Annotated in this window: 23 protein-coding genes and 1 tRNA gene; 17 read left to right on the forward strand and 7 right to left on the reverse strand. The window is 67.8% G+C overall.

The genetic code is table 11. The features are described from left to right. Positions 1 to 5: 5 nt before the first annotated feature. Positions 6 to 1,970 carry a M13 family metallopeptidase gene (locus ITJ49_RS02965; protein ID WP_055964366.1) on the reverse strand — a complete coding sequence of 655 codons (1,965 nt, stop codon included), beginning with the start codon at positions 1,968 to 1,970 and terminating at the stop codon, positions 6 to 8. A gap of 59 nt (positions 1,971 to 2,029) precedes the next feature. Here ITJ49_RS02965 and ITJ49_RS02970 point away from each other — a divergent pair, with 59 nt between their 5' ends. Next, complete coding sequence (locus tag ITJ49_RS02970) at positions 2,030 to 3,295, forward strand: uracil-xanthine permease family protein (protein WP_194601133.1); 1,266 nt, start codon at positions 2,030 to 2,032, stop codon at positions 3,293 to 3,295. 121 nt (positions 3,296 to 3,416) lie between these two features. Next, positions 3,417 to 4,733, forward strand: coding sequence for an MATE family efflux transporter (locus ITJ49_RS02975; protein ID WP_370544342.1), 1,317 nt, complete (start codon positions 3,417 to 3,419; stop codon positions 4,731 to 4,733). Between the two features lie 24 nt (positions 4,734 to 4,757). Here the strand turns inward: ITJ49_RS02975 and ITJ49_RS02980 are convergent, their stop codons facing one another. After that, a complete protein-coding gene (locus ITJ49_RS02980) occupies positions 4,758 to 5,816 on the reverse strand; it encodes a LacI family DNA-binding transcriptional regulator (protein WP_194601136.1) in 1,059 nt (352 codons plus the stop codon). A 136-nt stretch (positions 5,817 to 5,952) separates the two neighbouring features. On the opposite strand from ITJ49_RS02980, the gene ITJ49_RS02985 reads away from it, so the two are divergent. From ITJ49_RS02985 to ITJ49_RS03005, 5 genes are all read left to right on the forward strand, one after another. Then, a complete protein-coding gene (locus tag ITJ49_RS02985; RefSeq protein ID WP_370544343.1) occupies positions 5,953 to 7,197 on the forward strand; it encodes an MFS transporter in 1,245 nt (414 codons plus the stop codon). Positions 7,198 to 7,339: 142 nt separating this feature from the next. Beyond that, complete coding sequence (gene nucS / locus ITJ49_RS02990; RefSeq protein ID WP_194601139.1) at positions 7,340 to 8,035, forward strand: endonuclease NucS; 696 nt, start codon at positions 7,340 to 7,342, stop codon at positions 8,033 to 8,035. Between the two features lie 118 nt (positions 8,036 to 8,153). Next, complete coding sequence (locus ITJ49_RS02995) at positions 8,154 to 8,408, forward strand: hypothetical protein (protein WP_194601143.1); 255 nt, start codon at positions 8,154 to 8,156, stop codon at positions 8,406 to 8,408. Between the two features lie 58 nt (positions 8,409 to 8,466). Beyond that, a complete protein-coding gene (locus tag ITJ49_RS03000) occupies positions 8,467 to 9,147 on the forward strand; it encodes an HAD hydrolase-like protein (protein ID WP_194601147.1) in 681 nt (226 codons plus the stop codon). After that, positions 9,144 to 10,394, forward strand: a complete 1,251-nt coding sequence (locus ITJ49_RS03005) for a CynX/NimT family MFS transporter (protein ID WP_370544344.1) — start codon at positions 9,144 to 9,146, stop codon at positions 10,392 to 10,394. The genes ITJ49_RS03000 and ITJ49_RS03005 overlap by 4 nt, the downstream gene beginning before the upstream one ends. A 27-nt stretch (positions 10,395 to 10,421) precedes the next feature. Here the strand turns inward: ITJ49_RS03005 and ITJ49_RS03010 are convergent, their stop codons facing one another. Further along, complete coding sequence (locus ITJ49_RS03010; protein WP_194601152.1) at positions 10,422 to 11,285, reverse strand: SDR family oxidoreductase; 864 nt, start codon at positions 11,283 to 11,285, stop codon at positions 10,422 to 10,424. On the opposite strand from ITJ49_RS03010, the gene ITJ49_RS03015 reads away from it, so the two are divergent. The 3 genes from ITJ49_RS03015 (at position 11,284) to ITJ49_RS03025 (ending at position 13,389) form a co-directional block, all read left to right on the forward strand. Further along, positions 11,284 to 12,060 (forward strand): SOS response-associated peptidase, encoded by a 777-nt coding sequence (locus ITJ49_RS03015; RefSeq protein WP_228513901.1) that lies wholly within the window; start codon positions 11,284 to 11,286, stop codon positions 12,058 to 12,060. The genes ITJ49_RS03010 and ITJ49_RS03015 overlap by 2 nt on opposite strands. A 71-nt stretch (positions 12,061 to 12,131) precedes the next feature. Continuing rightward, positions 12,132 to 12,605 carry a DUF4383 domain-containing protein gene (locus ITJ49_RS03020; RefSeq protein ID WP_055964338.1) on the forward strand — a complete coding sequence of 158 codons (474 nt, stop codon included), beginning with the start codon at positions 12,132 to 12,134 and terminating at the stop codon, positions 12,603 to 12,605. Positions 12,606 to 12,807: 202 nt separating this feature from the next. After that, entirely contained in the window at positions 12,808 to 13,389 is a 582-nt protein-coding gene (locus ITJ49_RS03025; RefSeq protein WP_194601155.1) for a GIY-YIG nuclease family protein, read from the forward strand. Here ITJ49_RS03025 and ITJ49_RS03030 read toward each other — a convergent pair. The 3 genes from ITJ49_RS03030 to ITJ49_RS03040 form a co-directional block, all read right to left on the reverse strand. Continuing rightward, positions 13,378 to 14,280 (reverse strand): zinc-ribbon domain-containing protein, encoded by a 903-nt coding sequence (locus ITJ49_RS03030; RefSeq protein WP_194601157.1) that lies wholly within the window; start codon positions 14,278 to 14,280, stop codon positions 13,378 to 13,380. The genes ITJ49_RS03025 and ITJ49_RS03030 overlap by 12 nt on opposite strands. 130 nt (positions 14,281 to 14,410) lie before the next feature. Further along, on the reverse strand, positions 14,411 to 15,265 hold the full coding sequence (locus tag ITJ49_RS03035) for a thioredoxin domain-containing protein (protein ID WP_123940044.1): 855 nt from the start codon (positions 15,263 to 15,265) through the stop codon (positions 14,411 to 14,413). Positions 15,266 to 15,340: 75 nt separating this feature from the next. Then, complete coding sequence (locus ITJ49_RS03040) at positions 15,341 to 16,294, reverse strand: manganese catalase family protein (RefSeq protein WP_194601160.1); 954 nt, start codon at positions 16,292 to 16,294, stop codon at positions 15,341 to 15,343. Between the two features lie 250 nt (positions 16,295 to 16,544). Between ITJ49_RS03040 and ITJ49_RS03045 the strand changes: the two genes are divergently transcribed. Beyond that, positions 16,545 to 17,294 (forward strand): glycosyltransferase family 2 protein, encoded by a 750-nt coding sequence (locus tag ITJ49_RS03045; protein ID WP_194601163.1) that lies wholly within the window; start codon positions 16,545 to 16,547, stop codon positions 17,292 to 17,294. A gap of 79 nt (positions 17,295 to 17,373) precedes the next feature. Here the strand turns inward: ITJ49_RS03045 and ITJ49_RS03050 are convergent. Next, positions 17,374 to 17,460, reverse strand: a tRNA-Leu gene (locus tag ITJ49_RS03050). Between the two features lie 109 nt (positions 17,461 to 17,569). On the opposite strand from ITJ49_RS03050, the gene ITJ49_RS03055 reads away from it, so the two are divergent. From ITJ49_RS03055 to ITJ49_RS03080, 6 genes are read left to right on the forward strand one after another with little or no spacing between them, the layout of a single operon-like run. After that, positions 17,570 to 18,295, forward strand: coding sequence for a DUF3662 and FHA domain-containing protein (locus ITJ49_RS03055; protein ID WP_194601167.1), 726 nt, complete (start codon positions 17,570 to 17,572; stop codon positions 18,293 to 18,295). Continuing rightward, positions 18,292 to 18,828, forward strand: coding sequence for an FHA domain-containing protein (locus ITJ49_RS03060; protein ID WP_194601170.1), 537 nt, complete (start codon positions 18,292 to 18,294; stop codon positions 18,826 to 18,828). The genes ITJ49_RS03055 and ITJ49_RS03060 overlap by 4 nt, the downstream gene beginning before the upstream one ends. A 4-nt stretch (positions 18,829 to 18,832) precedes the next feature. Beyond that, positions 18,833 to 20,077, forward strand: coding sequence for a PP2C family serine/threonine-protein phosphatase (locus ITJ49_RS03065; RefSeq protein WP_055964314.1), 1,245 nt, complete (start codon positions 18,833 to 18,835; stop codon positions 20,075 to 20,077). Beyond that, entirely contained in the window at positions 20,070 to 21,491 is a 1,422-nt protein-coding gene (locus tag ITJ49_RS03070) for an FtsW/RodA/SpoVE family cell cycle protein (protein WP_084816302.1), read from the forward strand. Before ITJ49_RS03065 ends, ITJ49_RS03070 begins: the two co-directional genes overlap by 8 nt. Next, a complete protein-coding gene (locus ITJ49_RS03075; RefSeq protein ID WP_055964311.1) occupies positions 21,491 to 22,945 on the forward strand; it encodes a penicillin-binding protein 2 in 1,455 nt (484 codons plus the stop codon). Before ITJ49_RS03070 ends, ITJ49_RS03075 begins: the two co-directional genes overlap by 1 nt. Beyond that, on the forward strand, positions 22,942 to 24,729 hold the full coding sequence (locus ITJ49_RS03080) for a protein kinase (RefSeq protein WP_194601173.1): 1,788 nt from the start codon (positions 22,942 to 22,944) through the stop codon (positions 24,727 to 24,729). The genes ITJ49_RS03075 and ITJ49_RS03080 overlap by 4 nt, the downstream gene beginning before the upstream one ends. Positions 24,730 to 24,756: the final 27 nt, after the last annotated feature.

Raw genomic sequence — 24,756 nt, forward strand, 5'->3', positions numbered from 1 at the left:
TGCTTCTACCAGATCGTGACTCGCTGGTCGGCGGGCAGCCAGAGGGCGTCGGTTTCGGTGACGCCGAAGGCCTCGTAGAACTCGTCGATGTTGCGGACGATCTGGTTGCACCGGAATTCGTTGGGCGAGTGCGGGTCGATCGACATCAGTCGGATCGCCTCCTCGTCGCGGATCTTCATCTGCCAGGCCTGCGCCCAACTGAGGAAGAAGCGTTCGGCGCCCGAGAGCCCGTCGATCACCGGCGGTTCTTCACCGTCGAGCGAGATGAGGTAGGCCTTCCACGCGATCGAGAGCCCGCCGAGGTCGCCGATGTTCTCGCCGATGGTGAGAGCGCCGTTGACGTGGTGGCCGGGGGTCTGCGCGGGCTCGAGTGCGTCGTACTGAGCGATGAGAGACGTCGTCAGCTTCTCGAAGGCCTCGCGGTCGGCCGACGTCCACCAGTCGGTGAGTCGGCCGTCGCCGTCGTACTTCGAGCCCTGGTCGTCGAAGCCGTGGCCGATCTCGTGGCCGATGACCGCGCCGATCGCACCGTAGTTGGCTGCGGGGTCGCGGGTCTCGTCGAAGAAGGGGAACTGCAGGATCGCCGCCGGGAACACGATCTCGTTGAATCCGGGGTTGTAGTACGCGTTGATCGTCTGCGGGGTCATGAACCACTCGTCGCGGTCGATCGGCTTGCCGATCTTGCCGAGCTCGCGGTTGAAGCCGAACACGGCGGTGGCTCGGATGTTTCCGACGAGGTCGCCCGCGTCGATCTCGAGCGCCGAGTAGTCGCGCCACTTGACGGGGAACCCGATCTTCGGAGTGAACTTCGACAGCTTGTCGAGCGCCCTCTCCCGGGTCTCGTCGGTCATCCAGTCGAGGCCCGTGATGCTCTGCCGGTACGCCTCGACGAGGTTCGCCACCAGGACGTCCATCGTCGTCTTCGCGTCTCGATTGAAGTGGCGGTCGACGTAGATGCGGCCGACGGCCTCACCCATCGCTCCTTCGACGAGCGAGACCCCGCGCTTCCAGCGCACCCGCTGCACGGGCGTGCCCGTGAGGGTCTTGCCATAGAAGTCGAAGTTCGCCTTCACGAAGCCGCTCGACAGGTAGGCCGCGAATGACCGGATAATCTGGAATCGCAGCCAGTCGCGCCAGGCCTCGAGGTTGTCTTCGGTGAGCAGTGAGGCAAGACCCTCGACGAACGACGGCTGACGCACGACGATCTCGTCGAAGGTGCCGGCCGGCGCACCGACAGCGTCACGCCAGACGCCGAGGTCGATACCGTCGGCGAGCGCCGCGGCGTCTGCCCACGGCAGCAGGTTGTAGGTCTTCTCGGATTCGCGGGTCGCCACGTTGTCCCAGTGGTGGGACGCGATCGAAGTCTCGATCTCGAGGACGCGCGCCGCGCGCTCTGCGGCCGCGCTGGATCCTGAGAGCTCGAACATGGTCTGGATGTACGAGCGGTACGCCGTGCGGATGTCGGCGAACTTCTCTTCGCGGTAGTACGACTCGTCGGGAAGACCGAGGCCGCCCTGCTCGACGAAGACGATGTAGCGCTCGGGGTTGCCCGGGTCGTTGTCGACGAAGAGCTGAACGAAGCCGGAGACACCCTGCAGCTCGAAGCGGCCGACGGTCTCGAGGAGGGCGTCGACGGTGGTGACGTCGTCGACGGTGGCGAGCAACGGCTGGATGGGCGTGGCCCCGAGCGACTCGATGGTGTCTTCGTCGAGGAAGCTGGTGAACAGGTCGCCGACCTTGCGAGCCTCGGTGCCGGGCTCGGCGCCCTGCGACTCGTCGATTATCTCGCGGACGGCCTTCTCGGCGGCCTCGGCCAGGAGGTAGAACGAGCCCCAGCGCGCCTTGTCTTCGGGAATCGCGGTCTCGGCGATCCAGCGCCCGTTCACGTGGCGGAACAGGTCGTCTTGCGGGCGGACCGCGGGGTCGAGGTCGTCGGTCAGGATTCCGGATGCAGCAGCAACGTCTGTCATGGCTCAAGCCTAGGCGCGCCGTCCGACAGCGGCCTCTCTGCCGCCAGTACAGTCTCTGCATGCCCCTCCCCTGGAAGCTGCACGGCGACGGTAAGAACGTCGGCCAGTCCGAGATCGTCCTCCCCGAGGAGCGCCTCACCTGGCCTCGCACGATCGGGCTCGGGGGGCAGCACGTCGTCGCCATGTTCGGTGCGACGTTCCTCGTTCCGCTGATCACCGGGTTCCCGCCGTCGACGACCCTCTTCTTCTCGGGCATCGGCACGCTGCTCTTCCTCCTCATCACGCAGAACAAGCTGCCGAGCTATCTCGGGTCGTCGTTCGCGTTCCTGGCCCCGATCGGAGCCGCGACGAAGATCGGCGGCATTCCGCTCGCGCTCAGCGGCATCATCGTCGTCGGGGCGCTGCTCGCGATCGTCGGGGTCGTCGTGCACCTGCTCGGCACGAAGTGGATCGACTCGTTGCTGCCGCCCGTCGTGAGCGGCTCGATCGTGGCCCTGATCGGTTTCAACCTGGCACCGACCGCGGGCAAGAACTTTCAGGCCTCCCCGCTCGTCGCGGTCATCACGCTGGCCGCCGTCGTGCTGAGTGCGGTGGTGTTCCGCGGGATCCTCGGCCGCCTCTCCATCGTGATCGGACTCGTGATCGGCTACGTCGCAGCTGTGATCGGAGGCGTGGTCGACTTCAGCAAGGTCGACTCGGCCAAGTGGCTCGGCCTCCCCCACTTCACGGCGCCCTCCTTCGACGCCTCGAACCTGGCCGTCTACGCCGGGTTTCTCCCGGTCGTCCTGGCGCTTGTCGCCGAGAACGTCGGGCACGTCAAGGGCGTGGGGCAACTCACGAACCGCGATCTCGACCGGGTCACCGGTCGCGCCCTCTTCGCCGACGGCATCTCGACCGTGCTCGCGGGTGTCGGCGGCGGCTCGGCCACGACCACGTACGGCGAGAACATCGGCGTCATGAGCGCCACGCGCGTCTTCTCGACGGCGGCCTACTGGGTGGCGGGCATCATCGCCATCCTCCTCAGCCTCTCTCCGAAGGTCGGAGCAATCATCAACACCGTTCCGGCCGGCGTCCTCGGCGGCGTCACCATCGCTCTCTACGGCCTGATCGGCATCATCGGAATCCGCATCTGGGTCGAGAACCGCGTCGACTTCTCGAAGCCGAAGAACCAGCTGACGGCGGGTATCGCGCTGGCCATGGGTATCGCGAACCTCACCTTTACGGTCGGCGGGGCGACCTTCGGCGGCATCATCCTCGGCACGGTGGCGGCCGTCGTCGTCTACCACCTCATGAGCACCGTCGGCAGGGCTCGCCAGACCGAGTGAGCGCCGCAGTCTCGGGCCCCGTGCCGAATTTGAAGGAGATCCGGGCCGGCGACCCCCTCCGATCCCTGATTTTCCGTTGTCGCGGCGAGGTTTCTCCTTCAAATTCGGGCGGGCTACCCACGTGACGCGTGCACTCGACCGCGACATCGCTCGGCTGGCAGTGCCGGCGCTCGGCGCCCTCGTCGCCGAACCGCTCTTCCTCCTCACCGACACCGCCCTCGTCGGCCATCTCGGCGCCGCGCCCCTCGCGGGCCTCGGCATCGCGAGCGTGGTGCTGCAGACGGCGCTCGGCCTCCTCGTGTTCCTCGCCTATGCCACTACGCCGACCGTCGCCAGACGCCTCGGCACCGGCGATCTCGCGGGAGCGATCCGCGCCGGCATCGACGGCATGTGGTTCGCCCTCCTCGTCGGCGCGATCCTGCTCCTCGTCGGGCTGACGACCGCAGGATCCCTCGTCACGGCTTTCGGCACGGCACCCGACGTGGCCTCGCAGGCGACGACGTACCTCCGCATCTCGGTGCTCGGCCTCCCCGCGATGCTCCTCGTGATCGCGGCGACCGGCCTCCTGCGCGGCCTGCAGAACACCCGCACGCCGCTCGTCGTCGCGACCGCCGGCTTCGCCGCGAATGCGGCCCTCAACGCCCTGTTCATCTACGGATTCGGCTGGGGCATCGCAGGCTCGGCGACCGGCACGGTCGTCGCTCAGTGGGCGATGGCGTCGGTCTACGTCGTGATCGCGGTGCGAGCCGCTCGTCGGGTCGGCGCATCGCTGCGCCCGGGGCTCGGCGGAGTGGGTCGGACCGCGTCGGCGGGCGGCTGGCTCCTCATCCGCAGCGCGGCCCTGCGTTTCGCCATGCTCGCAACGGTCTGGGCCGCCGGCACTCTCGGCGTGACCGGGTTGGCGTCGATCCAGGTCGCGCTGACCCTCTTCTCGACGTTGGCCTTCGCCCTCGACGCACTCGCGATCGCGGGCCAGGCGATGGTCGGTCACGCACTCGGCGCCGGCGACGAGGGTCGGGTGAAGGCCATCACGCGACGCCTGGAGTTCTGGGGCGTGATCGGAGGGGCGGCTCTCGGCGCGGTGCTGATGGCGGTGTCCGGGATCCTGCCGTCGGTGTTCACGACCGATCCGGCCGTGCGCGCGCTGCTGCCGGGGGTGCTGCGCGCGATGGCGATCGGAATTCCTCTCGCGGGGCTCGTGTTCGTGCTCGACGGCGTGCTGCTGGGCGCGGGTGACGCCCGCTACCTCGCCTGGACGGGCCTCGTCAACGTCGCCGTATACCTGCCGCTGCTGGCGTGGGCGCTGACCGCCCCGGTCGACGGTCGGCCGGTCGCCCTGTGGATCGCGTTCGGTCTCGGCTACATCGGGGCCCGGGCGGTCACGCTCGGTCTGCGCAGGGCGTCGGGCCGGTGGATCGTGACGGGCGCGGCACGCTAGCTCGGCCGGCTCACGCGGAACAGATCAGCGAGCCCGAGCCGTCGTCGCCCCACGCCGGAACGCGCTCGTGAACGCCACCGATCGTGCCTCACGCCCCGCCAGCAGATCGACGAGCGCCCGTCCGGCCGCGCGCCCCTTCTCGAGGCCCGGCTGCACCATCGTCGTCAGCTCCGGCACCAGCGGATCGTCGACACGCACGCCGTCGAATCCCACGACGCTGAGGTCGCCGGGCACGTCGAGGCCGAGCTCGTGCGCCGAACGGATCACCCCGGCCGCGAGCAGGTCACTCTGCGCGATGATCGCGGTCGGGCGCTCCGCCGATTCGCCCGCACCCGGGTCGAGCAGTGCGTGGCCAGCCAGGCGTCCTTCGTCGATCGTGCTGCCGAGGGTCGCCACTCCGCCGATCGAGGGGTAGACCTCTTGCGCCCCCCGGATCCGCTCCAGCGCCGTGAACGACGTCGCCCGGTCGATTCGGGCGGGGTTCAGGACCCCGCGGTGCCGGTCGCGGTCGAGCTCGAGCGTCACGAGAGCGACGCGACGATGGCCGAGGTCGTGCAGGTGCGCGGCGAGCGCACGCGTCGCCTCGCGACTGTCGAGCCCGACGTCGACCACGCCGAGAAGCGGGCGTCCTTCGATGGCGACCACCGGGATCCCACGTTTCTGCACGATCCTGACCTTGTCGTCGACGACCGGACTGCACCCGAACAGCACGGCCGCGTCGATGGGCGCGTCGACCAGCGCCGACCCGGGCCCGGCCGATTCGGTCAGCAGCAGAAGCGAATTGCCCGCGGCTCCGGTCACGTCGGCGATGCCGTCGAGCATGGCGAGGTTCATCGGGTCGCGGAACGCCTCGCGGAGCGCCTCTTCGAGCACGACGCCGATGATGCCCGAGCGACCTCGCCTCAGAGATCGAGCACGAGGATCCGGCCCGTCGTAGCCCAGCTCGAGAGCCGCTTGGCGCACTCGCTCTCGCGTTGTCTCCGCCACGGGCCCCGAGCCGTTGAAGGCGAGCGACGCCGTGGACGGCGAGACGCCGGCCAGCTTGGCTACGGCTGCCAGAGTGGCTCGCACGGGCTCGGTCATGCTCGGGCTCTCTCGGTCATGCACCGACCTTAGTCGAATCGATTCGACGCGGCACTTGCGGGGCGTGACGAGACGTTGCTAGCGTGACGGAGTCGGATCCTCGAATCGATTCGACTCCAGCTTTTCACCTCGATATGTGAGCGAACCAATGGCGTCCCCCTCCCTAGACACCCGCACCTACGACGGTGGACTCACCCGCTACGACGTGGTGCGCTGGCGCAATGCCCTCTTCATCGTGTTCGCCCTCTCCGGCCTCTCGATCGCGAGCTGGTTGGGGCGCATCCCCAGCATCCGCGACCTGCTGCACGCGTCGACTCTCGAGATGGGCTTTCTCGCCGGGGGCATCAGCGTGGGGTCGATCGCGGGCGTGACACTCTCGAGCCACGTCATCGCTCGATTCGGGGCTCGGCGCACCTCGCTCTACGCCCTGATGCTGGTCGCCTTCGGGCTCGTCTTCGCCGGGCTCAGCACGGCGCTCGGCGGCGGCTTCTGGGCGATCCTGGTCGGCATGGCCGTCTTCGGCTACGGCAACGGCACGCTCGACGTGGCGATGAACGTGTCGGGGGCCGCCGCCGAACGCGTGCTCGGGCGCACCGTGATGCCGCTTTTCCACGCCTCCTTCAGTCTCGGCACGATGGTCGGAGCCGCTCTCGGCGCCGGCGCCGAGCTGATCGACCTGCCCGTCTCGGTGCACGTGTCGGTCATCGCCGTGGTGGTCGCGGGCGTCGGGGTGATCGTCACGCGCTGGTACCAATCCGAAGAGCTCGGGCACGCGGTGCGCGAAGACGACGGCCCCGCATCGACCGGCTGGCGGTCGCGCCTCGCGATCTGGACCACGCCCGGCACCCTCCTGATCGGCCTCATCGTGCTCGGCATGGCGACCGCCGAGGGCTCGGCCAATGACTGGCTCGCCCTCGCCATGGTCGACGGGCACGACGTGAGCAACGTGGCGGGCACGACGATCCTCTTCGTGTTCCTCACCGCCATGACCGTCGCTCGCATCGCCGGATCGCCGCTCATCGACAAATACGGCCGCGTGCCCATGCTGCGCGTGACAGCAGCGTCGGCGGTCGTCGGGCTGCTGCTCGTGATCCTCGCCCCGACCGTCTGGCTCGCCGTCGTCGGTGTCGTATTCTGGGGGTTCGGTGCGGCGCTCGGGTTCCCGGTCGGGCTGTCGGCCGCCGCCGACGACTCGCGCAATGCCGCCGCCCGCGTGAGTGCGGTCGCGACGATCGGCTACGTGGCCTTCCTAGTGCTGCCTCCCGTGATCGGGTTCCTGGGCGAGCACTTCGGGCTCCTGAATGCGCTGTTCGTGGTGCTCGTGCTGATCGTCGCCGCCGGCCTCGCGTCCGGTGCCGCTAGGGAGCCCGCCCGCCGCTGACCTGCCCCTCCGAATTTGAAGGAGATTTCGGCCTGGTGCGACGATCTCATGCGGATCCGGGCCCGCCGACGCAGTTTTCTCCTTCAAATTCGGCGGGATAGCCGGTGAGGAGCCCACCCGCCGCAGCGACTAGGCTTCCCGGGTGCGTCTCGTCATTGCTCGCTGCTCGGTCGACTACGCCGGGCGCCTCTCCGCTCATCTCCCTCTCGCCACCCGGCTCCTCATGGTCAAGAGCGACGGCAGCCTTCTCGTCCACTCCGACGGGGGCAGCTACAAGCCGCTGAACTGGATGAGCCCGCCCTGCACCATCACCATGGGCGAGCCCGACGACGAGCAGGCCCAGGCCGGCATCGCCGAGGTGTGGAAGGTCGTCCAGGGCAAGACCAACGACGTCCTGCTCGTGTCGATCTACGAGATCCTGCACGACTCCGCCCACGAGTTGGGCGTCGACCCGGGCCTCGTCAAAGACGGCGTCGAGGCACACCTTCAGAAGCTCATGGCCGAGCAGATCGAGGTGCTCGGCGACGGCCACACATTGGTGCGGCGCGAATACATGACCGCGATCGGCCCGGTCGACATCCTCGCTCGTGACGCGAAGGGGGCGGCGGTCGCCGTCGAGATCAAACGCCGCGGCGACATCGACGGTGTCGAGCAGCTCACCCGCTATCTCGAGTTGATGAACCGCGACCCGCATCTCAAGCCTGTTCAGGGGGTGTTCGCCGCGCAAGAGATCAAACCGCAGGCGCGGACACTGGCGGAAGACCGTGGCATCCGCTGTGTCGTTCTCGACTACGACGCGATGCGCGGGCTCGACGACGGGCACTCGCGGCTGTTCTGAGCGCCGCTGAATGCAGCTGGGCTTGGCCGACCGGAACAGTTGATCCAGCTGAAATACATATTGACATTGTGAGACAAGCTCGTAGGATTTGATATACCCAATCCGAAAGGCTTCTCCAATGACCTCCGTGCAGACCGCGCCCACTCGTGCTCGTGCCCGCAACCGCACCGCCCGTTCCAACAGCCCCCTTTTCGACGAGCTGGCCGCGAAGATACCCGCGTCGACCCGCCCCCTCGCGCCGATCCTCCCGAAGGCCGGTACCACGGAGGCCCGCACCGCCGAGGCCGGCACCACGGTTGCCGGCCTGATCGTTCGCATGCTCGACGACGACACCAAGGCCACCCGCCGCTGGCCTTTCCACTCCGTCCAGTAGGGCACGCGCGACGCAGGACCGTAGGGCACGCGCCACGCAGGCCCGTAGGCTGGAAACAATGAGCGACAAGTTCCCCTACTCGGCCGTGCTGTTCGATCTCGACGGGACGATCGCCGACTCTGCACCCGGCATCACCTCGACCCTGGCGAGCACGCTCCAGCAACTCGGGCACCCCGTCCCCGCCCCGGCACAGCTTCTCGAGTGGGTCGGCCCGCCGCTGCCCGAGAGCTTCACCCGTCGGCTCGGCCTCGTCGGTGACGACCTCGACCATGCCATGGCCCTCTATCGACGCGAGTACCTCGCCCGGGGTGCGCTCGACAGCGTCATCTTTCCCGGCATGGAAGACCTGCTCCGCCGAGTCCACGAGGCGGGTCTGCCGGTGTCGACGGCCACCTCGAAACCGGAAACCCCGGCCACGCTGATGCTCGACCATTTCGGGCTGAGCCGCTACCTCGACGTGATCACGGGGGCCAGCGACGACGAGAAGCGCGGGGCCAAGGCCGACGTCGTCGAGGAGGCCCTGCATCGCCTGAGCGCCCGCGGAGCCGATGTGTCGCGCCCCGTCCTCGTCGGCGACCGTCACCACGACATCGACGGTGGTGCGGCACACGAGGTTCCCACGATCTTCGTGGAGTGGGGCTACGGCGGCGTCGAGGAGCAAGCGGGCGCGATCGCCGTCGCCTCCAACCCCGACGAGCTCGCCCTTCTGCTGGGGCTGCCCGCGCAGACCCGCCGGTGAGCCGCCGCACTCTGGCCCGGTCGACCGTGCGGTCTCCTGCCGCCTGGTTTCTGACTCTCGCGATTGTTCTCATCGCGCTGAACCTCCGCGGGCCGATCGTCGCGACGGCACCCGTCATCGACACGATCAAATCCGACCTCGGCATCGGCGCGCTCGTCGCCGGACTCCTGACGAGCATTCCCGTGCTGTGCTTCGCACTCGCGAGCCCGCTCGCAGCGGGGGTCATCGGGCGACTCGGCGCAGAACGAGCCGTCACCATCGGCCTCCTCGGCGTCGTGGCCGGCACTCTGATCCGCTCCGGCGGATCGCAGGCGACTCTCATCGTCGGCACGGTGATTTTGGGCGTCTCGATCACGATCGGCAACGTCGTGCTGCCCGTCGTCATCCGCCGCGATTTCTCTCCGGAGCGCGTCGGGTTCGTGACCGGCATCTACACGTCGGCCCTCAACGTCGGGTCGATGATCACCTCCCTCGGGACGGCCCCGCTGGCCGACGCGACGGGATGGCCTCTGGCGCTGATCATCTGGGGCACGTTCGCCGTGATCGCCGGAGGTGTCTGGATCCTCGCCGTCGGAATCCGCCCCGCCGTCACGGGCGAGGGCAGCCGCACCGACAAGGACGTCGTGACCGGGCCGATCGAGGTCATCACCGCGAGCATCCCGCAGGTCTCGGTCGACGACGAACGGAGTCTGCTGCGGCGGGCCTCCACCTGGGGTCTCACTCTGGCCTTCGCCGGTCAGGCGTTCAGCTACTACGGCCTCACCGCCTGGATCCCGACGCTCCTCCACGACGAGGTGGGTCTGAGCCGCTCCGGCGCCGGTGCGAGTTCGTCGGTCTTTCAGATCCTCGCCGTCGTCGGGGCGCTCGGAGTGCCGTTCCTCGCCTTGCGAGTGCGCCCGGTCGTGATCGTGGGGATCGTCAGCGCGCTCTGGATCGTCATGCCCCTCGGCCTCCTCATCGCCCCGCAGCTCTGGCTCCTGTGGTCGATCTCGGGCGGCATGGCTCAGGGCGGCGGTATTACGATCATCTTTATCATCATCGTGAGGATGGTCACAAGCGACCGCGAGGCACGACGCCTCTCGGCACTCGTACAGGGCGGCGGCTACGCCATCGCGGCGCTCGGACCGATCGTGGTCGGCGCCGTGCACGACTCGTCCGGCACCTGGACGGCCCCCATGATCGTCGTGCTGTTCTCGGTGCTGACTCTCGGAGTGAGCGGCGTCCTGTCGGCCCGCCGCGTCCGCTGACCCCGACCGTCTCGGGTCAGCGCGGGCTCAGCCCAGCAGATCCTCGAGCGACAGCGGCCGACGCCCGATGATCGCCTCGACGTCGGGTGACACCGACTCGAGCTCTCCCGACGCGATCGACGTGTAGGTCGACACCCACGCGTCGGCGAGCCAGGGCTCCGGCTGCCACTTCTTGCGCGACTCGTAGGCCTCCTCGACGGTCTCGTTGTGGAAGGTGACGGGCTTGCCGGACGTGTGGGCGAGGAGCTCCGCAGCCTCGGCCAGCGAGAACGCGTTCGGTCCGGTCAGTTCGTACGTCTTCTGACGATGAGCCTCAGGATCCGACAGAACCCGCGCCACCACCGCCGCCACGTCTGCCCGGGCGACCGCTGCCATCCGCCCCTCGCCCGCCGGCCCGCGAATCACCCCGTCTTCGCCCACCAGTTCTGGCACGAAGTCGAGATAGAAGCTGTCGCGAAGGATCGTGAATCGCTTGCCGGTGTCTTTGATTCGCTGCTCCGTAGCCCAGTGGTCGCGGGCCAGCGTGAAGATCGCATCTTCGGCGGCGCCGATGAACGACGTGTAGACGATGTGCAGTACGCCCGAGTCGACCGCGGCCTCGATGAAATCGACGTGCTGCTGCAGCCGATCAGGGGCCTCGGCGCCCGACACCATGAAGAGCGTCTCGATGCCGCGAAGGGCGTCCATGCTCGACTCGCGCTGACCATACGCGGCGACCGCGACCTCGGCCCCGTCGAGCTGGGGCGCCTTGGCGGCGTTGCGGACGATGAGGCGCTGACGGACGCCCGCCTCCGAGAGCATCGTGGCGACGGCACCGCCGACGTGGCCGGAAGCGCCGGTGACGGCGATTGTGGGGGCGGGGAGGGCCGGATCCTGAGGCTGGTCTGTCATGGGGTCAGCCAACCACTCGAGCCTCCCGGTTGTCGGTGCTCGGGAGCAGAATGGCGGCATGTGCGGTCGCTTCGTCGTTGCCCGAGCCACGTCAGATCTTCTGCCGAGCCTGCTCGACTCGCTGGCGTCGGCGGACGCCCGCGCCGAGGTGGCCGACCACGGCCTCCCCGAGTCGTTCAACGTCGCGCCCACCGACCGGGTCTCGGCCGTTCGCGAGCGGCACGGCGAGCGCGAGCTCGCCTCTCCGCGCTGGGGATTCGTGCCATCGTGGTACCCCGACCTCAAGAAACGGCCCCAGCCGATCAACGCGCGGATCGAGACGGTCTCGACGAGCGGCATGTTCCGCAAGGCGTTCGCGGGCGGTCGCTGCATCATTCCGGCGCAGGGCTACTACGAATGGGTCGTCACCGAGACCGGCAAGCAGCCGCACTACATCTTCGAGCCCGGAGCGGCACTCGCGATGGCGGGCATCGTGACCGCATGGCCCGACCGATCGAAGGCGGAAGACGACCCCGACCGCTGGGTGCTGTCGACGGCGATCATCACGCGCGACGCGCATGTGGCGCCGGGCGAGGTGCACGACCGGATGCCGGCCTGCCTGACGCCGGAGTCGTTCGACGCGTGGCTGGATCCTGCGCTCGATGCCGACTCGGCCCTCGCCCTGCTCGACGGCGACAGTCTCGAGGTCGCGCACGCCCTCACGCACTACGAGGTCTCCCGCGACGCCAACAGCGTGCGCAACAACGGTCCGCAGTTGATCGAGCCGCTGGGGTGAGGGGTGTCGGCGCAGGGGGCCGAGAGGGTGAAGAATAGAGGCGTACTGCACCCTCGAGAGGATTCCCCGCGATGACCACCACCACGACCTCGAAGATCCGCTACGGCTACGCCGCCGGCCCGGCCCAGGTCGCCGCGCTCGTCGTCGCGATCCTCTTCATCCTGCTCGGCATCGCCGGGTTCATTCCCGGCATCACCACCAACCTCGGCTCGATCAGGTTCGCCGGGCCCGACTCCGACGCGATGATCTTCGGGCTGTTCCAGACCGCCGTGCTGCGCAACGCCCTGTACCTGCTGATCGGCCTCGCCGGTCTCGGGGCCGCGGGCAAGCGTCTCAACTCGACGCTCTACATCGCCGGCGCGGGCATGCTCATGCTGACCCTCTGGCTGTACGGCATCCTCTTCGGTAACAGCGACTTTGGCGGCAACATCTTCCCGTCGAACCTCAACGACTACGCCCTCGACTTCTGCGTCGGGCTGGGGCTGCTGATCCTCGCCCTGTCGACCAGCCAGCTCGCGCTGTTCGGTAGCGACTACGAGGAGTAGCGCTAGGAGCGTCGCTGCGGCCGTAAGTGCTGCCGTCGCCGCTGCCGCTGTCGTTGGTCCAGCCGCTGCCGAAAGTGCCCAAATCGTCGTCTGATCTGCTCAGACAGGCCGATTTGGGCACTTTCGTCGTCGCGGCGGGCATCGGAGGTGCCGGCCAGCGATCACCGACCGCGATGTCGGCGGCCGGCCCTAACGTACGAGCATGACGTCGAACACCTCAGCGGCTCCGGCCACCGTCGGGCTCGCGTGCGTCGCACCGGACTGCCCGCGACCCGCCGCCGCCGACGCACCCCTCCCCCTCTGCGACCGGCACTTCGACATCGCCGCCGAGTGGTCAGCACGCACCGAGGGCGTCACCGACACACTGCCGTCTCCCTGCCTCGCGTGCGGGTCGCGCCTCGGCGTCCGCTACCCGAGCGGCTGGCTCTGCGCCGTGTGCGAGTGGCGCTACGGCGAGGTTCCCGACGGTGAACTGCCCACGCCCCGCGTCGACGTCGTCTATTACATCCGCTTCGACGACCGGATCAAGATCGGCACGTCGTCGAATCCGCGGCAGAGGCTCACGCGGATCTGGCACGACGCCGTGCTGGCATTCGAGCGGGGTGGGCGCGACGTCGAGCAGAAGCGGCACGCCGAGTTCGCGGCCGACAGGTTCGACCGGACGGAGTGGTTCCGGCCGAGCGACGCCCTAGCGGAACACATCGCCGTGGTGGGGGCGGCCGGGCCGGATCCTTGGGGTCTGTATGCCCGGTGGGTGAGCGAGGCGATGGCGTTACGCACCTGAGGCCGGGCGCAGGTAGGCGTCGACGAAGAGCGGCCCGCGAATGTCGCGCAGCCGGTCGAGCAGGACCGGCACCGTCTGCCTCGTGAGCCCCGACGCGACGAGATCGTAGGGACCGAGCGGTTGCAGCTTTCCGGTGCGCACCCGGATCACCTCCCACCCGGCGGCGCGCAGCAGCCGGTCTTTGCGGCGGTCGGCAACCTCGCGCTTGCCGACGTGCTCGAGCCCGTGCCGACCCGTCGAGTCGTACTCGATCGCGACGCGGAGCTCGGGCAGCAGAATGTCGGGCCACGCCTCGAGGTGGTCGAAGAACGGCTGCGCGAGCCGGACAGCGTTGACCCCGGCCGTGAATTCGAGCCGTGCCGCCAGATCGGCCCGCAGCTGCGCCTCGACGGCCGACGCCGGCGGGGGCGCGCAGAGACTCGCGAAGGGTTCGCCGACGGCAAGGGCCGGAGTCTTGGCACAGAGCGCCGAGACGGGAGAAGCACGACGTGCGCCGGCAGGTCGTCGTACGGGCGCCGACGGGCGTGAAACCGAAGGATCCGGCGCAAGCGCCGCCGCCCACGCCGCTGACGCCGACGTTCGGCGGGGTGCCGCCATTTCGAGGCACGCCGGGCACCACGACGATCGGCGCCGCTCTCGCCCCGGCCGCGCCCGCTGCTCCTCCGGCGTCGCGACGAAGACATGCCCCGTCTCGCACTGCCAGCAGAGAAACACGTCGGCCGCGGGCGGCACCTGGGTCAGCATGATGCCGCCGTTGTATTCGGGGTGGTACTGGCGCACGAGCACCGGATACGCCGCCCACGCGTCTCGGTAGGTGCCGACGGCGTAGGGCACGGCGGATCGGCGCGACAGCTGACGTCGCGCCCACCAGGCGAGGATCGGCTCGGGCACGGCAGCAGGCTACGACGAGCCTCCGACATCGAGCGGTGGTGCCCTGCGAGCAAAGCGACGCGGATCGGCCATACCGACGCGGCTAACCCCGTCGTTATGGCCGATCCGCGTCAGAAAGGGCCCGCGCGACCTACTTGTCGATCTCGGCCAGCAGGTCGGTCGAACCGCTCCACAGGGTGCCGTTAACGAACACGGTCGGCGTGCCGAATCCGCCCTGCGCCGGGTTGACCAGCGACTTGTCAGCGAGCACGCGGTTCGTCTCGGCGGTGACCCAGCTGCCGAACTCCTCGTCGTCGATGCACGAGCTGACCGACGCGTCGGTCACCCCGCCGTCACGAACGAGCTTCTTAATCTGCGTGTCACTCAGCCCATTCGACCCCTCGGCCGGCTGATTGTCGTAGAACTCCGTCTGGACGGAGAGGAAGTTGTCGGGGTCGTAGTTCGCGACGCACGCCGCCGCATTGGCCGCTCGGCTGGCGTAGCGGCTGTTCTGGTAGTTGCGGTCGAGGATCGACACCGGGTGGATCTCAAGGGTCGCCTTGCCCGCTGCAACGCGCGACAGGATGTCTTTCGAGTAGCTGGCCTCGAACTGCTTGCAGACCGGGCAGGCCCAGTCGATGTAGGTGACGACCTTGGCAGCCCCATCGGCGTTCGACGTTGCCACGGGCGACGGCGTGGCACTGGCTTTGACACCCGCCGTCGCGACCGGCTCGACCTTGCCGTCGACACCCTGGAACTGGATGCCGTCGGTGACCATGTTCTTCGGGCCGGCGTCGCTCGAGACGCGAGTGGTGCTGCCGCTGTTGGACGCCTGCACCACCAGGATGATCACTACGACGATCGCCGCGATGGCGAGGCCGATACCCCCCTGCAAGAAGATGCGGTTGCGTAGACGGCGCTTGCGTTCTTCTTCTTGGCGCTTCTTCGCTACTTCGCGAGCGTGCTCGCGGCGGGCGTTCTTGCTCGGCCGTTCGGCGTTCGACATCGGAAAATCCCTGCTCTCGGTGTGGGCTCTACTCTCGCACGCCACGCCGAGAGGCAGGGAGTCCCCGTCGAACGACTATTTGGCCGTGGGGCCGTAGAACGAGTTGATCTCCTGCAGCTCGAGGTCGGCGGTCTCCTGAATCAGGGCGAGCAGATCCTTGTCGAGACCCGGCGCGAACTCTTCGAGGCGCTCGTCCGAGATCTGCGAGGGAACGCCGACGGGGGCCTGCTCGGTGGCGGTGAGATCGGTGCCGTCCTTCGACGGCGACGGACCGCGGAAGATCTTCGACGCCTCGCTCTTGCCGTCGAGGTCGAACGAGTACTGCTTGCTCTGCAGACCGAGATCGACCAGCTTCTTCACCTCCGGGAACTTCTCGGCGTTCGTCTTCGGGATCGGCAGCAGGGTCTTCCAGTCGACGCCGAGCGTCTCGAGCGCCTTCGCGTAGGCGTTCTCGTGCGCCTGATCGCGGACGATCAGATAGGCGAGCGTGCCGCGGGCGGTGGCGTTGTCGGTCATCTCGTAGATGCGGCACTTCTGCAGGCGACCGGTCGACTCGAGCATCAGGTTGTACAGCAGGTCGAGGGGCAGGTTGCCGGAGTTGTAGACGTAGCTTCCCGACCACGGGTTTCCGACCGAGTCGACCGGGAGTGCGCCCTGCGCACCGACCAGGTAATGATGGATGTTGCCCGCGCCCAGGGCGAGGTTTAGAGGTGTGGCGCCGCCGGATCCTGGGGTGTCCAGTGGGTCGGTGAGCTTGCCCGTGTACTCGGGCGAGCCGTCGAGCAGGCGCGAGATCGTCGTGCCGATGAGCTCGACGTGGCTGATCTCTTCGGTGCCGACACCCTGGATGAGGTCGCGGTAGGGCTTCGCGGCTGCCCCGCGGAAGTTCATGGCCTGGAACAGGTACTGCATCATCGTGCGCATCTCGCCGAACTGGCCGCCGAGGCCCTCCTGCAGCGCGTTGGCGGCGGCCGGATCGGGCTCGCCGTCGGTGATCTCGTTGATCCATGTCTGAGCGTGGAAGTACATTCGCATCTCCTCCGGGCGGCGGCACCCTGCCGTTGTCCTGCTCTCTGCCTACGCGCGGACCGGATGTGGCGACGGGGGTTGACTCTCGGCCCGACTCAGGCGGGGGTCTCGAATACAGCCGAGTCGAGCCGCGACGGGCCGGGCCGAGAGGGGCCGGGCCGAGACCGACCGGAGCGTCTACCGTGCCTTCGTGACGCCCCCTCCCGCACCCGCGGGAACGCGCCACGATCGCTTGCCACGGAGCACCGCCATGACCACAACGCCGCCACTGACCGTCTCCGTCGTCATCCCGGTCAAAGACGATGCCACCGTGCTCATTGCTTGCCTGCGCGCGCTGTCGCTGCAGTCGCAGCGAATGCTCGAGATCATCGTCGTCGACAACGGCTCGACGGACGCGAGTGCTCTCGTCGCGACCCGGGCGGGAGCGATCGTGATCCCGGAGTTAAAGCGAGGCATCGCGGCAGCAAGCGGAACCGGCTACGACGCCGCACGAGGCGACATCATCGCCCGGGTCGATGCCGACACCGTCGTGCCGACCGACTGGATCGAAACCGTGATGGAGGAGTTCGACCGGCGGCCCGACGTGGACGCGGTCACGGGAGGCGCGTACTTTCTCGACGGCCCGACCTGGCTCCGTCGCCCGGCAGCACTGGTCTACCTGGGGGCTTACTTCGTGTTCGCCGGGCTTGCTCTCTCGCACGTGCCCGTCTTCGGTTCCAACCTCGCCATGCGACGTCAGGCCTGGGTGGATGTCCGCGACGAGGTGCACGCTTCTGAGGCCGTCCACGACGATTTCGACCTGTCGTACCACCTCGGTCGACGCCACCGAATCCGGTTTCTCGTGCGTCTGCGCCCGGGCATCTCGATGCGCCCGCTCTTCGATGGCAAAGGCCGTCTGCGGATGCGCCGCGGTCTGCACTCGGTTGTGCTCCACTGGCCGGAGGAGCTGCCTCTCCTCCGCTTCCTCCGACGACTCGCGCTTCGCACCCAGATGCGCTGAAGCCGCTGAAACGCACAAAAAAGGACCAGCCTCTCGGCTGGTCCTCTTCGTGTTTCAGTGCTTCGTGTCTTGCTGCTGCTGGTGCGCGAGGGGGGAGTTGAACCCCCACGCCCTTTCGGGCACACGGACCTGAACCGTGCGCGTCTGCCTATTCCGCCACTCGCGCCAGCGTTGGCCGCCTGGGCCAACCTGAAAACGATAGCATGCACCGGCCCCTACTCTTGCAAGGGCAGGGCATCCCTGCGCCCGCATGAGCCACACCGACCAGGAGACCCATGGGACTGCTCGACAACTTCGAACGACGCCTGGAGCGTGCCGTCAACGGCGCCTTCTCCAAGACGTTCCGTTCCGGCGTGCAGCCTCTCGAGATCACCGCGGCCCTCCGGCGCGAACTCGATGTCAAAGCGGCCGTGGTGTCGCGGGAGCGGATCCTCGCGCCGAACGACTTCCGGGTGAAGCTCGCCGCCCAGGATTTCGCGAAGATGGACGGCATGGGTGCCGCCCTCATCGACGAGCTCCACGCCCTGGTCGAGAAGCACGCGTCGACGCAGAACTACTCGTTCGCCGGGCCCGTTCGCATCGCTCTCGAAGAAGACTCGCAGTTGACGGTGGGGATCATCCGCGTCGAGTCGGCCAATGTGCGCGAAGAAGACGTGACGTGGTCCGGGATCCTCGAGATCGACGGCCGTCGCCACACCCTCCCCAAGGGCCGCACCGTCGTGGGCCGAGGCAGCGAGGCCGACATCACTGTGCAAGACACCGGCACGAGCCGCAAGCACGTCGAGTTCGTGTGGGATGGCACGCACGCCCAGGCCACCGATCTGGGGTCGACGAACGGGTCGAAACTCGACAGTCAGGCCCTGACGAAGGCGGTCATCCAGCCGGATTCCGTCATTCAAATCGGTCGTACGCGTATCGTGTTCCGAGTGCTTCCCGTCTCGACGCCCCCTCGCGACTCCGCCGACCCCGGTCGAAGCGGCTCGTCCGGAGGCCGCCGATGACCTCTGAGCTGACTCTTCTCGCCCTCCGCCTCGCGTTCATCGTGGTGCTGTGGCTGTTCATCTTCTTCATCGTCTATGCCCTCCGCAGCGACCTCTTCGGTCAGCGTGCCAAGCGTCTTCCGGTCGACCAGCAGGCCCAGAGCCACCAGGGCGCAGGATCCGCGGCGACGCCGCCCACCCCGACGCCCCAGGCCGCACCCAGTGCACCTCGCACCCCGCCGCCGTCCGCCCCGGCCGGTGCAGCGGCGACCCGCCTCGTGATCACCAAGGGCGCTAAGAACGGCCTCGAGATGCCTCTCGGCGACGGGCCCCTGACGATCGGCCGCTCCAACGAGAGCAACCTGATCATCCGCGACGACTACACCTCGACCCACCACGCCCGACTCATGCTGTGGAACGGCCGCTGGGTGATCCAGGATCTCGACTCCACAAACGGCACGTTCCTGAACGGCGAGCGCATCACCGTCCCGACCCCCGTCCCGTCGAACGCCACGATCACCATCGGCACCACGAGCTTCGAGTTGCGGCGGTAACCGGGTGACGTCGTCGATCAAAAGCGCCGCCCTCTCCAATGTTGGAAAGATCCGGGCCAACAACCAGGATTCCGGTTACGCGGGCAACCACCTCTTCGTCGTGGCCGACGGCATGGGTGGGCACGCGGGCGGTGACGTCGCTTCGGCGATCGCGATCCGGCGCATTCGCGAGACCGACAAGGTCTACAGCTCGTCGGGCGATGCGGAGTTCGCTCTGCAGTCGTCGCTGATCGCCGCGAATCAGCTTCTGGCCGAGACCGTGTTCGAGCACCCCGAGCTCACCGGCATGGGCACGACGGTCAGCGCGATGATGCGGGTCGGCGACAGCATCGCCATCGCGCACATCGGCGACTCGCGCATCTACCTCTATCGCGAGGGGGAGCTCAGCCAGATCACGGCCGATCACACCTTCGTGCAGCGTCTCGTCGACTCCGGCCGGATCACCCCGGAGGAGGCCGCCGTGCATCCGCGGCGCTCCGTGCTGATGCGCGTGCTCGGCGATGTCGACGCGGCTCCCGAGATCGACACCGCGACCCTCGGCACGCAGCCCGGCGACCGCTGGCTCATCTGCTCCGACGGGCTCTCGAGCTACCTGGCCGAGGATCGCATCCGCAAGGCCCTCGCCTCCGGCCTCGACGCCGAGGCCGTGTCGCGTCGCCTCGTCAAAGAGACCCTCGACCATGGTGCCCCCGACAACGTCACCGTCGTGGTCGTCGATGTCGACGACGACGACTCGTCGGCCGCCGACCAGCCCACGACCGTCGGCTCGGCCGCGGCGCCGCTGACCTTCGAGGGCCAGGAGGGTCGACGACCGCTGCGCCTCTCGTCGATCCTCGTGCACCCGCTCAAGGTCGCGACCACGCCCGAAGACAGTCACTTCGAGCCGGAGTCCGACGAGTACCTGGCCGAGCTCATCGCCGAAGACCGTCGCCGCGCCCGTCGACGACGCATCACCTGGTTGGCCGCCCTCGTGATCGCGATCCTCATCGTGGCCGTCGGCGTGTTCTCGACCTACCGCTGGACCCAAGACCACTACTACGTCGGCGAGCAGGACGGCACCGTCGTCATCTACAAGGGTGTGCAGCAGGCCCTCGGCCCCATCAAGCTGTCGAGCGTCTACGAGACGACGACGGTCTCGGTCTCCGGGCTCTCCGCGTACAACCGCCAGACCGTCGACAGCACCATCAACGCCGACAACCTCAGCGACGCCCGCATGATCGTCGAGAGATTGGCGAAGTCCGGTGAGTGACAGCGCAACCGAGGCCATCAGCAAGCCCACCAACCCGGGCGGCAAGGCCCAGAACCTCACGCAGGCGATCTCGATCCGTCTGCGGCAGCCGGCGAGGCTCCGCAACATCGAGCTCGGTCTCCTGCTCATCGCCTGCGGAATCGCCGTGGGCGCGCTCGTGCTGGTGCAGCTCGGTGCACTCGGCGAACTGCGGACCGACGTGCTCTGGTCCGAAATCATCATCCTGGTGCTCGCCCTGGTGCTCCACGTCATCCTGCGCGTCGTGGCGCGGGAGGCCGATCCGTTCCTCGTTCCGATCGCGCTGACCCTCAACGGCCTCGGTATCGCCGAGATCTACCGCATCGACATCGCCTCGTGGACGACGCAGAATCCCACCCACGCGGGTGAGCGGCAGATCCTCTGGACCACGGCCGCGCTGATCATCGCGATCGCCGTGCTTCTCGTGATCCGCAACTACCGCGTGCTCGCGCGCTACCGCTACATCGCGATGTTCATCTCGATCGTCTTCCTCCTCCTCCCCCTCGTGCCGGGTCTCGGTCGCCGTGGTCTCGCCGCACGTGTGTGGATCGACGTCGGGCCCCTGTCGTTCCAGCCCGGTGAGATCGCCAAGATCACGCTCGCGATCTTCTTCGCCGGCTACCTCGTTCAGGCGCGCGACAGCATCTCCCTGATGGGCCCGAAGATCCTCGGCATGCGCTTTCCGCGGGCCCGCGACCTCGGCCCGATCCTGATCATCTGGGCCGTCGCCATGCTCGTGCTGATCTTCGAGCGCGACCTGGGTACCTCGCTGCTCTACTTCGGTCTCTTCGTCGTGATGATCTACGTCGCCACCGGCAAGGGCTCCTGGGTGATCCTCGGCATGATCCTCTTCGTCGGCGGTGCGCTCGTCGCCGCCCTCACGATGAGCTACGTGCATGGCCGCTTCGAGGCCTGGCTCGACCCGTTCTCGACCGAGGCCTACAACCGCATCGGCGGCAGCTTCCAACTGGTGGCAGGGCTGTTCGGGCTCGCCAACGGCGGCCTGATCGGCACCGGTTTCGGGCAGGGCAGCCCGCAGACGACGCCGCTCGCTCAGAGCGACTACATCATCGCCTCCCTCGGCGAAGAGCTCGGTCTGGCCGGTCTCGTCGCCATCCTCGCGCTGTATCTGCTGCTCGTGTCGCGCGGGTTCCGCATCGGCTTCGTCGGCCAGGACGACTTCGGCAAGCTGCTCGGCGTGGGGCTCGCGTTCGCCATGGCCCTGCAGGTCTTCGTCGTCATGGGCGGGGTCACCCGGGTCATCCCCCTGACCGGGCTGACGATGCCGTTCCTCGCCGCGGGCGGGTCGTCGCTCCTCTCGAACTGGATCATCGTCGCGCTGCTCCTGCGCCTCTCCGACGGTGTCCGCAGCGGCCCGAGGATGGTGGTCGGCTGATGAACAAAGAACTCAAGCGCGTGAGCGTGGTCGTCCTGGCCATGTTCATCGCCCTCCTCGCCTCGAGCACCTACATCACCGGCATCCAGGCCGATTCGCTGAAGTCCGACTCGCGCAACACGCGGGCGATTCTGCAGAGCTACTCGGCCCAGCGCGGCGCGATTCTCGTCGATGGTCAGGCCGTCGCCGAGTCGAAGCCCGTCGATGACCAGTACAAGTTCCTCCGCACCTACTCCGATGGCGACCTCTACTCGCCCGTCACCGGCTACTACACCCTCGGCGAAGGCTCGACCGGCATCGAGAGCGCCCTCAACAAGCAGCTCTCCGGCACATCCAACTCGCAGTTCTTCGACAAGCTCAACTCGCTCCTTACCGGCAAAGACCCCGAGGGCGCCTCGGTCAACACGACGATCGATGCCACCGTGCAGAAGGTCGCCTACGACGCGCTCGGCGACAACACGGGGTCGGTCGTGGCGATCGAGCCGTCGACCGGCAAGATCCTCGCCATGGTGTCGAAGGGCTCCTACGACCCGAACGCTCTCGCCAGCCACGACCGGGCCAGTGTGCTCAAGGCGTACGACTCGCTGATCAATGACTCGACGCAGCCCCTGATCAACCGGGCCATCCAGGGCAACCTGTACTTCCCCGGATCCACCTTCAAACTGGTCGTCGCGGCCGCCGCCTTCGAAAGCGGCAGCTATACCAAAGACTCGAAGCTCGACAACCCCGCATCACTGAAGCTCCCCGGCTCGACCTTCCGCATCACGAACGCCGAGGGCGGATCCTGCGGCGGCGGATCGAAGGTGACCATCGAGACCGCACTGATCGACTCGTGCAACATCCCCTTCGCCGAACTCGGAGCGAAACTCGGCTACGACCGCATCAACGACATGGCGAAGGCATTCGGCTTCGACACGGCGTTCGAGATTCCGCAGACGACGGCGAAGAGCGTGTTCCCCGAGACAAGCGACACCGCCACGCTGATGCTGCAGTCGTTCGGCCAGGGCAGCGTGCGTGAGAGCCCGCTCCAGGTCGCCATGATCACGGCGGCGATCGCGAACGGCGGGCAAGAGATGACGCCCACGCTCATCGACAACATCGTGAACCCCGACCTCTCGACCCTGCAAGACTTCCAGGCCGACGAATTCGGTCAGCCGATCAGCGCAGAGACGGCATCAACCCTGACCGAGCTGATGACGGAGGTCGTCACCAAGGGCACGGGAACCAATGCAAGAATTGACGGCGTCGACGTGGCCGGCAAGACGGGGACTGCCGAGAACGGCACGGGCGACCCGTACACGCTCTGGTTCACAGGATTCGCTCCGGCGAACGACCCCAAGGTGGCCGTCGCGGTCGTCGTGGGGAACGGCGGAGGACAGGGACAATCCGGTGTCGGCAACAGCATTGCCGCGCCGATAGCAAAGCAAGTCATGGAGGCGGTGCTCAACAAATGAGGCCATACAGCGGACTCACTCTCGGCGGACGCTACGAGCTGTCGTCCCGTGTCGCGATCGGCGGCATGGGCGAAGTGTGGCAAGCCACCGACCTCGTCATCGGTCGTACCGTCGCGATCAAGATCTTGAAAGACGAGTATCTCGGCGACCCCGGTTTCCTCGAACGCTTCCGCGCCGAAGCGCGTCACGCCGCTCTCGTCAACCACGAGGGCATCGCCAACGTCTTCGACTACGGCGAAGAAGAGGGCAGCGCTTACCTCGTCATGGAGCTGGTGCCCGGCGAAGCCATGTCGACCGTGCTCGAGCGCGACCGCGTGCTTCCGACCGACAAGGTGCTCGACATCGTCGCCCAGACGGCGTCGGCGCTTCAGGCTGCCCACGCGGCGGGCCTCGTCCACCGCGACATCAAGCCCGGCAACCTGCTCGTCACCCCCGACGGCCGCGTCAAGATCACCGACTTCGGTATCGCGCGGATCGCCGACCAGGTGCCCCTCACCGCCACCGGCCAGGTCATGGGCACGGTGCAGTACCTTTCACCGGAGCAGGCGTCGGGCCACCCCGCCTCCCCCTCGACCGACATCTACTCGCTCGGAATCGTGGCGTACGAGGCCCTTGCCGGCCGGCGACCCTTCACCGGCGAATCGCAGGTCGCCATCGCGATGGCGCAGATCAACGAGACGCCGCCCGACCTCCCGAGCACCATCCCCGAGGCCGTGCGCAAGCTCGTCTACTCGTGCATAGCCAAGAAGCCCGCCGAGCGACCCGCATCGGCCTCCGCGCTGGCCCAAGCGGCGCGCGCCCTGCGACGGGGTGACGTCGCGGCAGCCACCGCGGCCGTGCCGATGCTCGGCGTCGGCGGCAACGGCGATGCTGCGACGCAGGTCTTCGCGGCGCAAGACGCTGCGACCAGGATGATGCCGGCGCCCGAGCGCCAGGCACCTCCGACCGCAGCCACGCTGGGCTTAGGATCCTCGTCCACCGGTCTCAACGACACCGTCGACGGAGACGAGCCCGAGAAGAAGAAGCGCAGCGCCTGGTTCTGGCCCCTTATCGTGCTCGGCATCATCGTCGTCGTGGGTGGCATCGCTTTCGCCGCCTTCTCGCTGACCAACAGCGACAAGCCGCAGACGATCGAGACCTCGAAGCCCGCGACGACCAAGTCGTCGACGCCGAAACCCTCTCCGACGCCGAGTGAGACCCCGGTCGCCGACAGCGCAGTGATCAACGGCGCCGACTACACCGGTAAAAACGTCGACGAGGTGCAGGCTTCTCTCGGGCGCCTCGGCTTCGAGACGACGATCTCGCCCGACTCGTCGCCGGCACCCACGGCCGCGCAAGAGAACCAGGTGTACCGCGTGTCGCCGACGGGGCTCGTCAAGAAGACCGAAGAGATCGTTCTATACGCCTACACGGCTGCTCCGACCGCCGGCGATCCCGGTGCTCCCACGGCTGCGCCGACCGCGATCGACACCACGCAGCAGGCGGTTGTCACGATCCCGACCTACACGGGCTGCCCCGCCGGATACTCGGTCACCGGCTTCACCTACTCGATCTCGGGCGGAACCGACTCGGCCGGCAAGACGAAGAACACCGTCGGCGCCAATGCGACGAGCGTGACCGTGCAGTCGTCTGACGTGGGCACCCTCACGTTCACCTATCAGGCCAAGTGCGGTTCGTCGGTGACCTCGCCTTCGTCGGCGGGCGTCTCGATCACTGTCACCGCGGCCCCCACCACACCGACCGAGGATCCCACGACCCCGGCCAGCGACCCCGCAGACGGCTGATCTCACTCCGGTCTCGATCGGCCGCGA

Source organism: Frondihabitans sp. VKM Ac-2883 (genome assembly GCF_015350875.1).
Lineage (GTDB): Bacteria > Actinomycetota > Actinomycetes > Actinomycetales > Microbacteriaceae > Frondihabitans.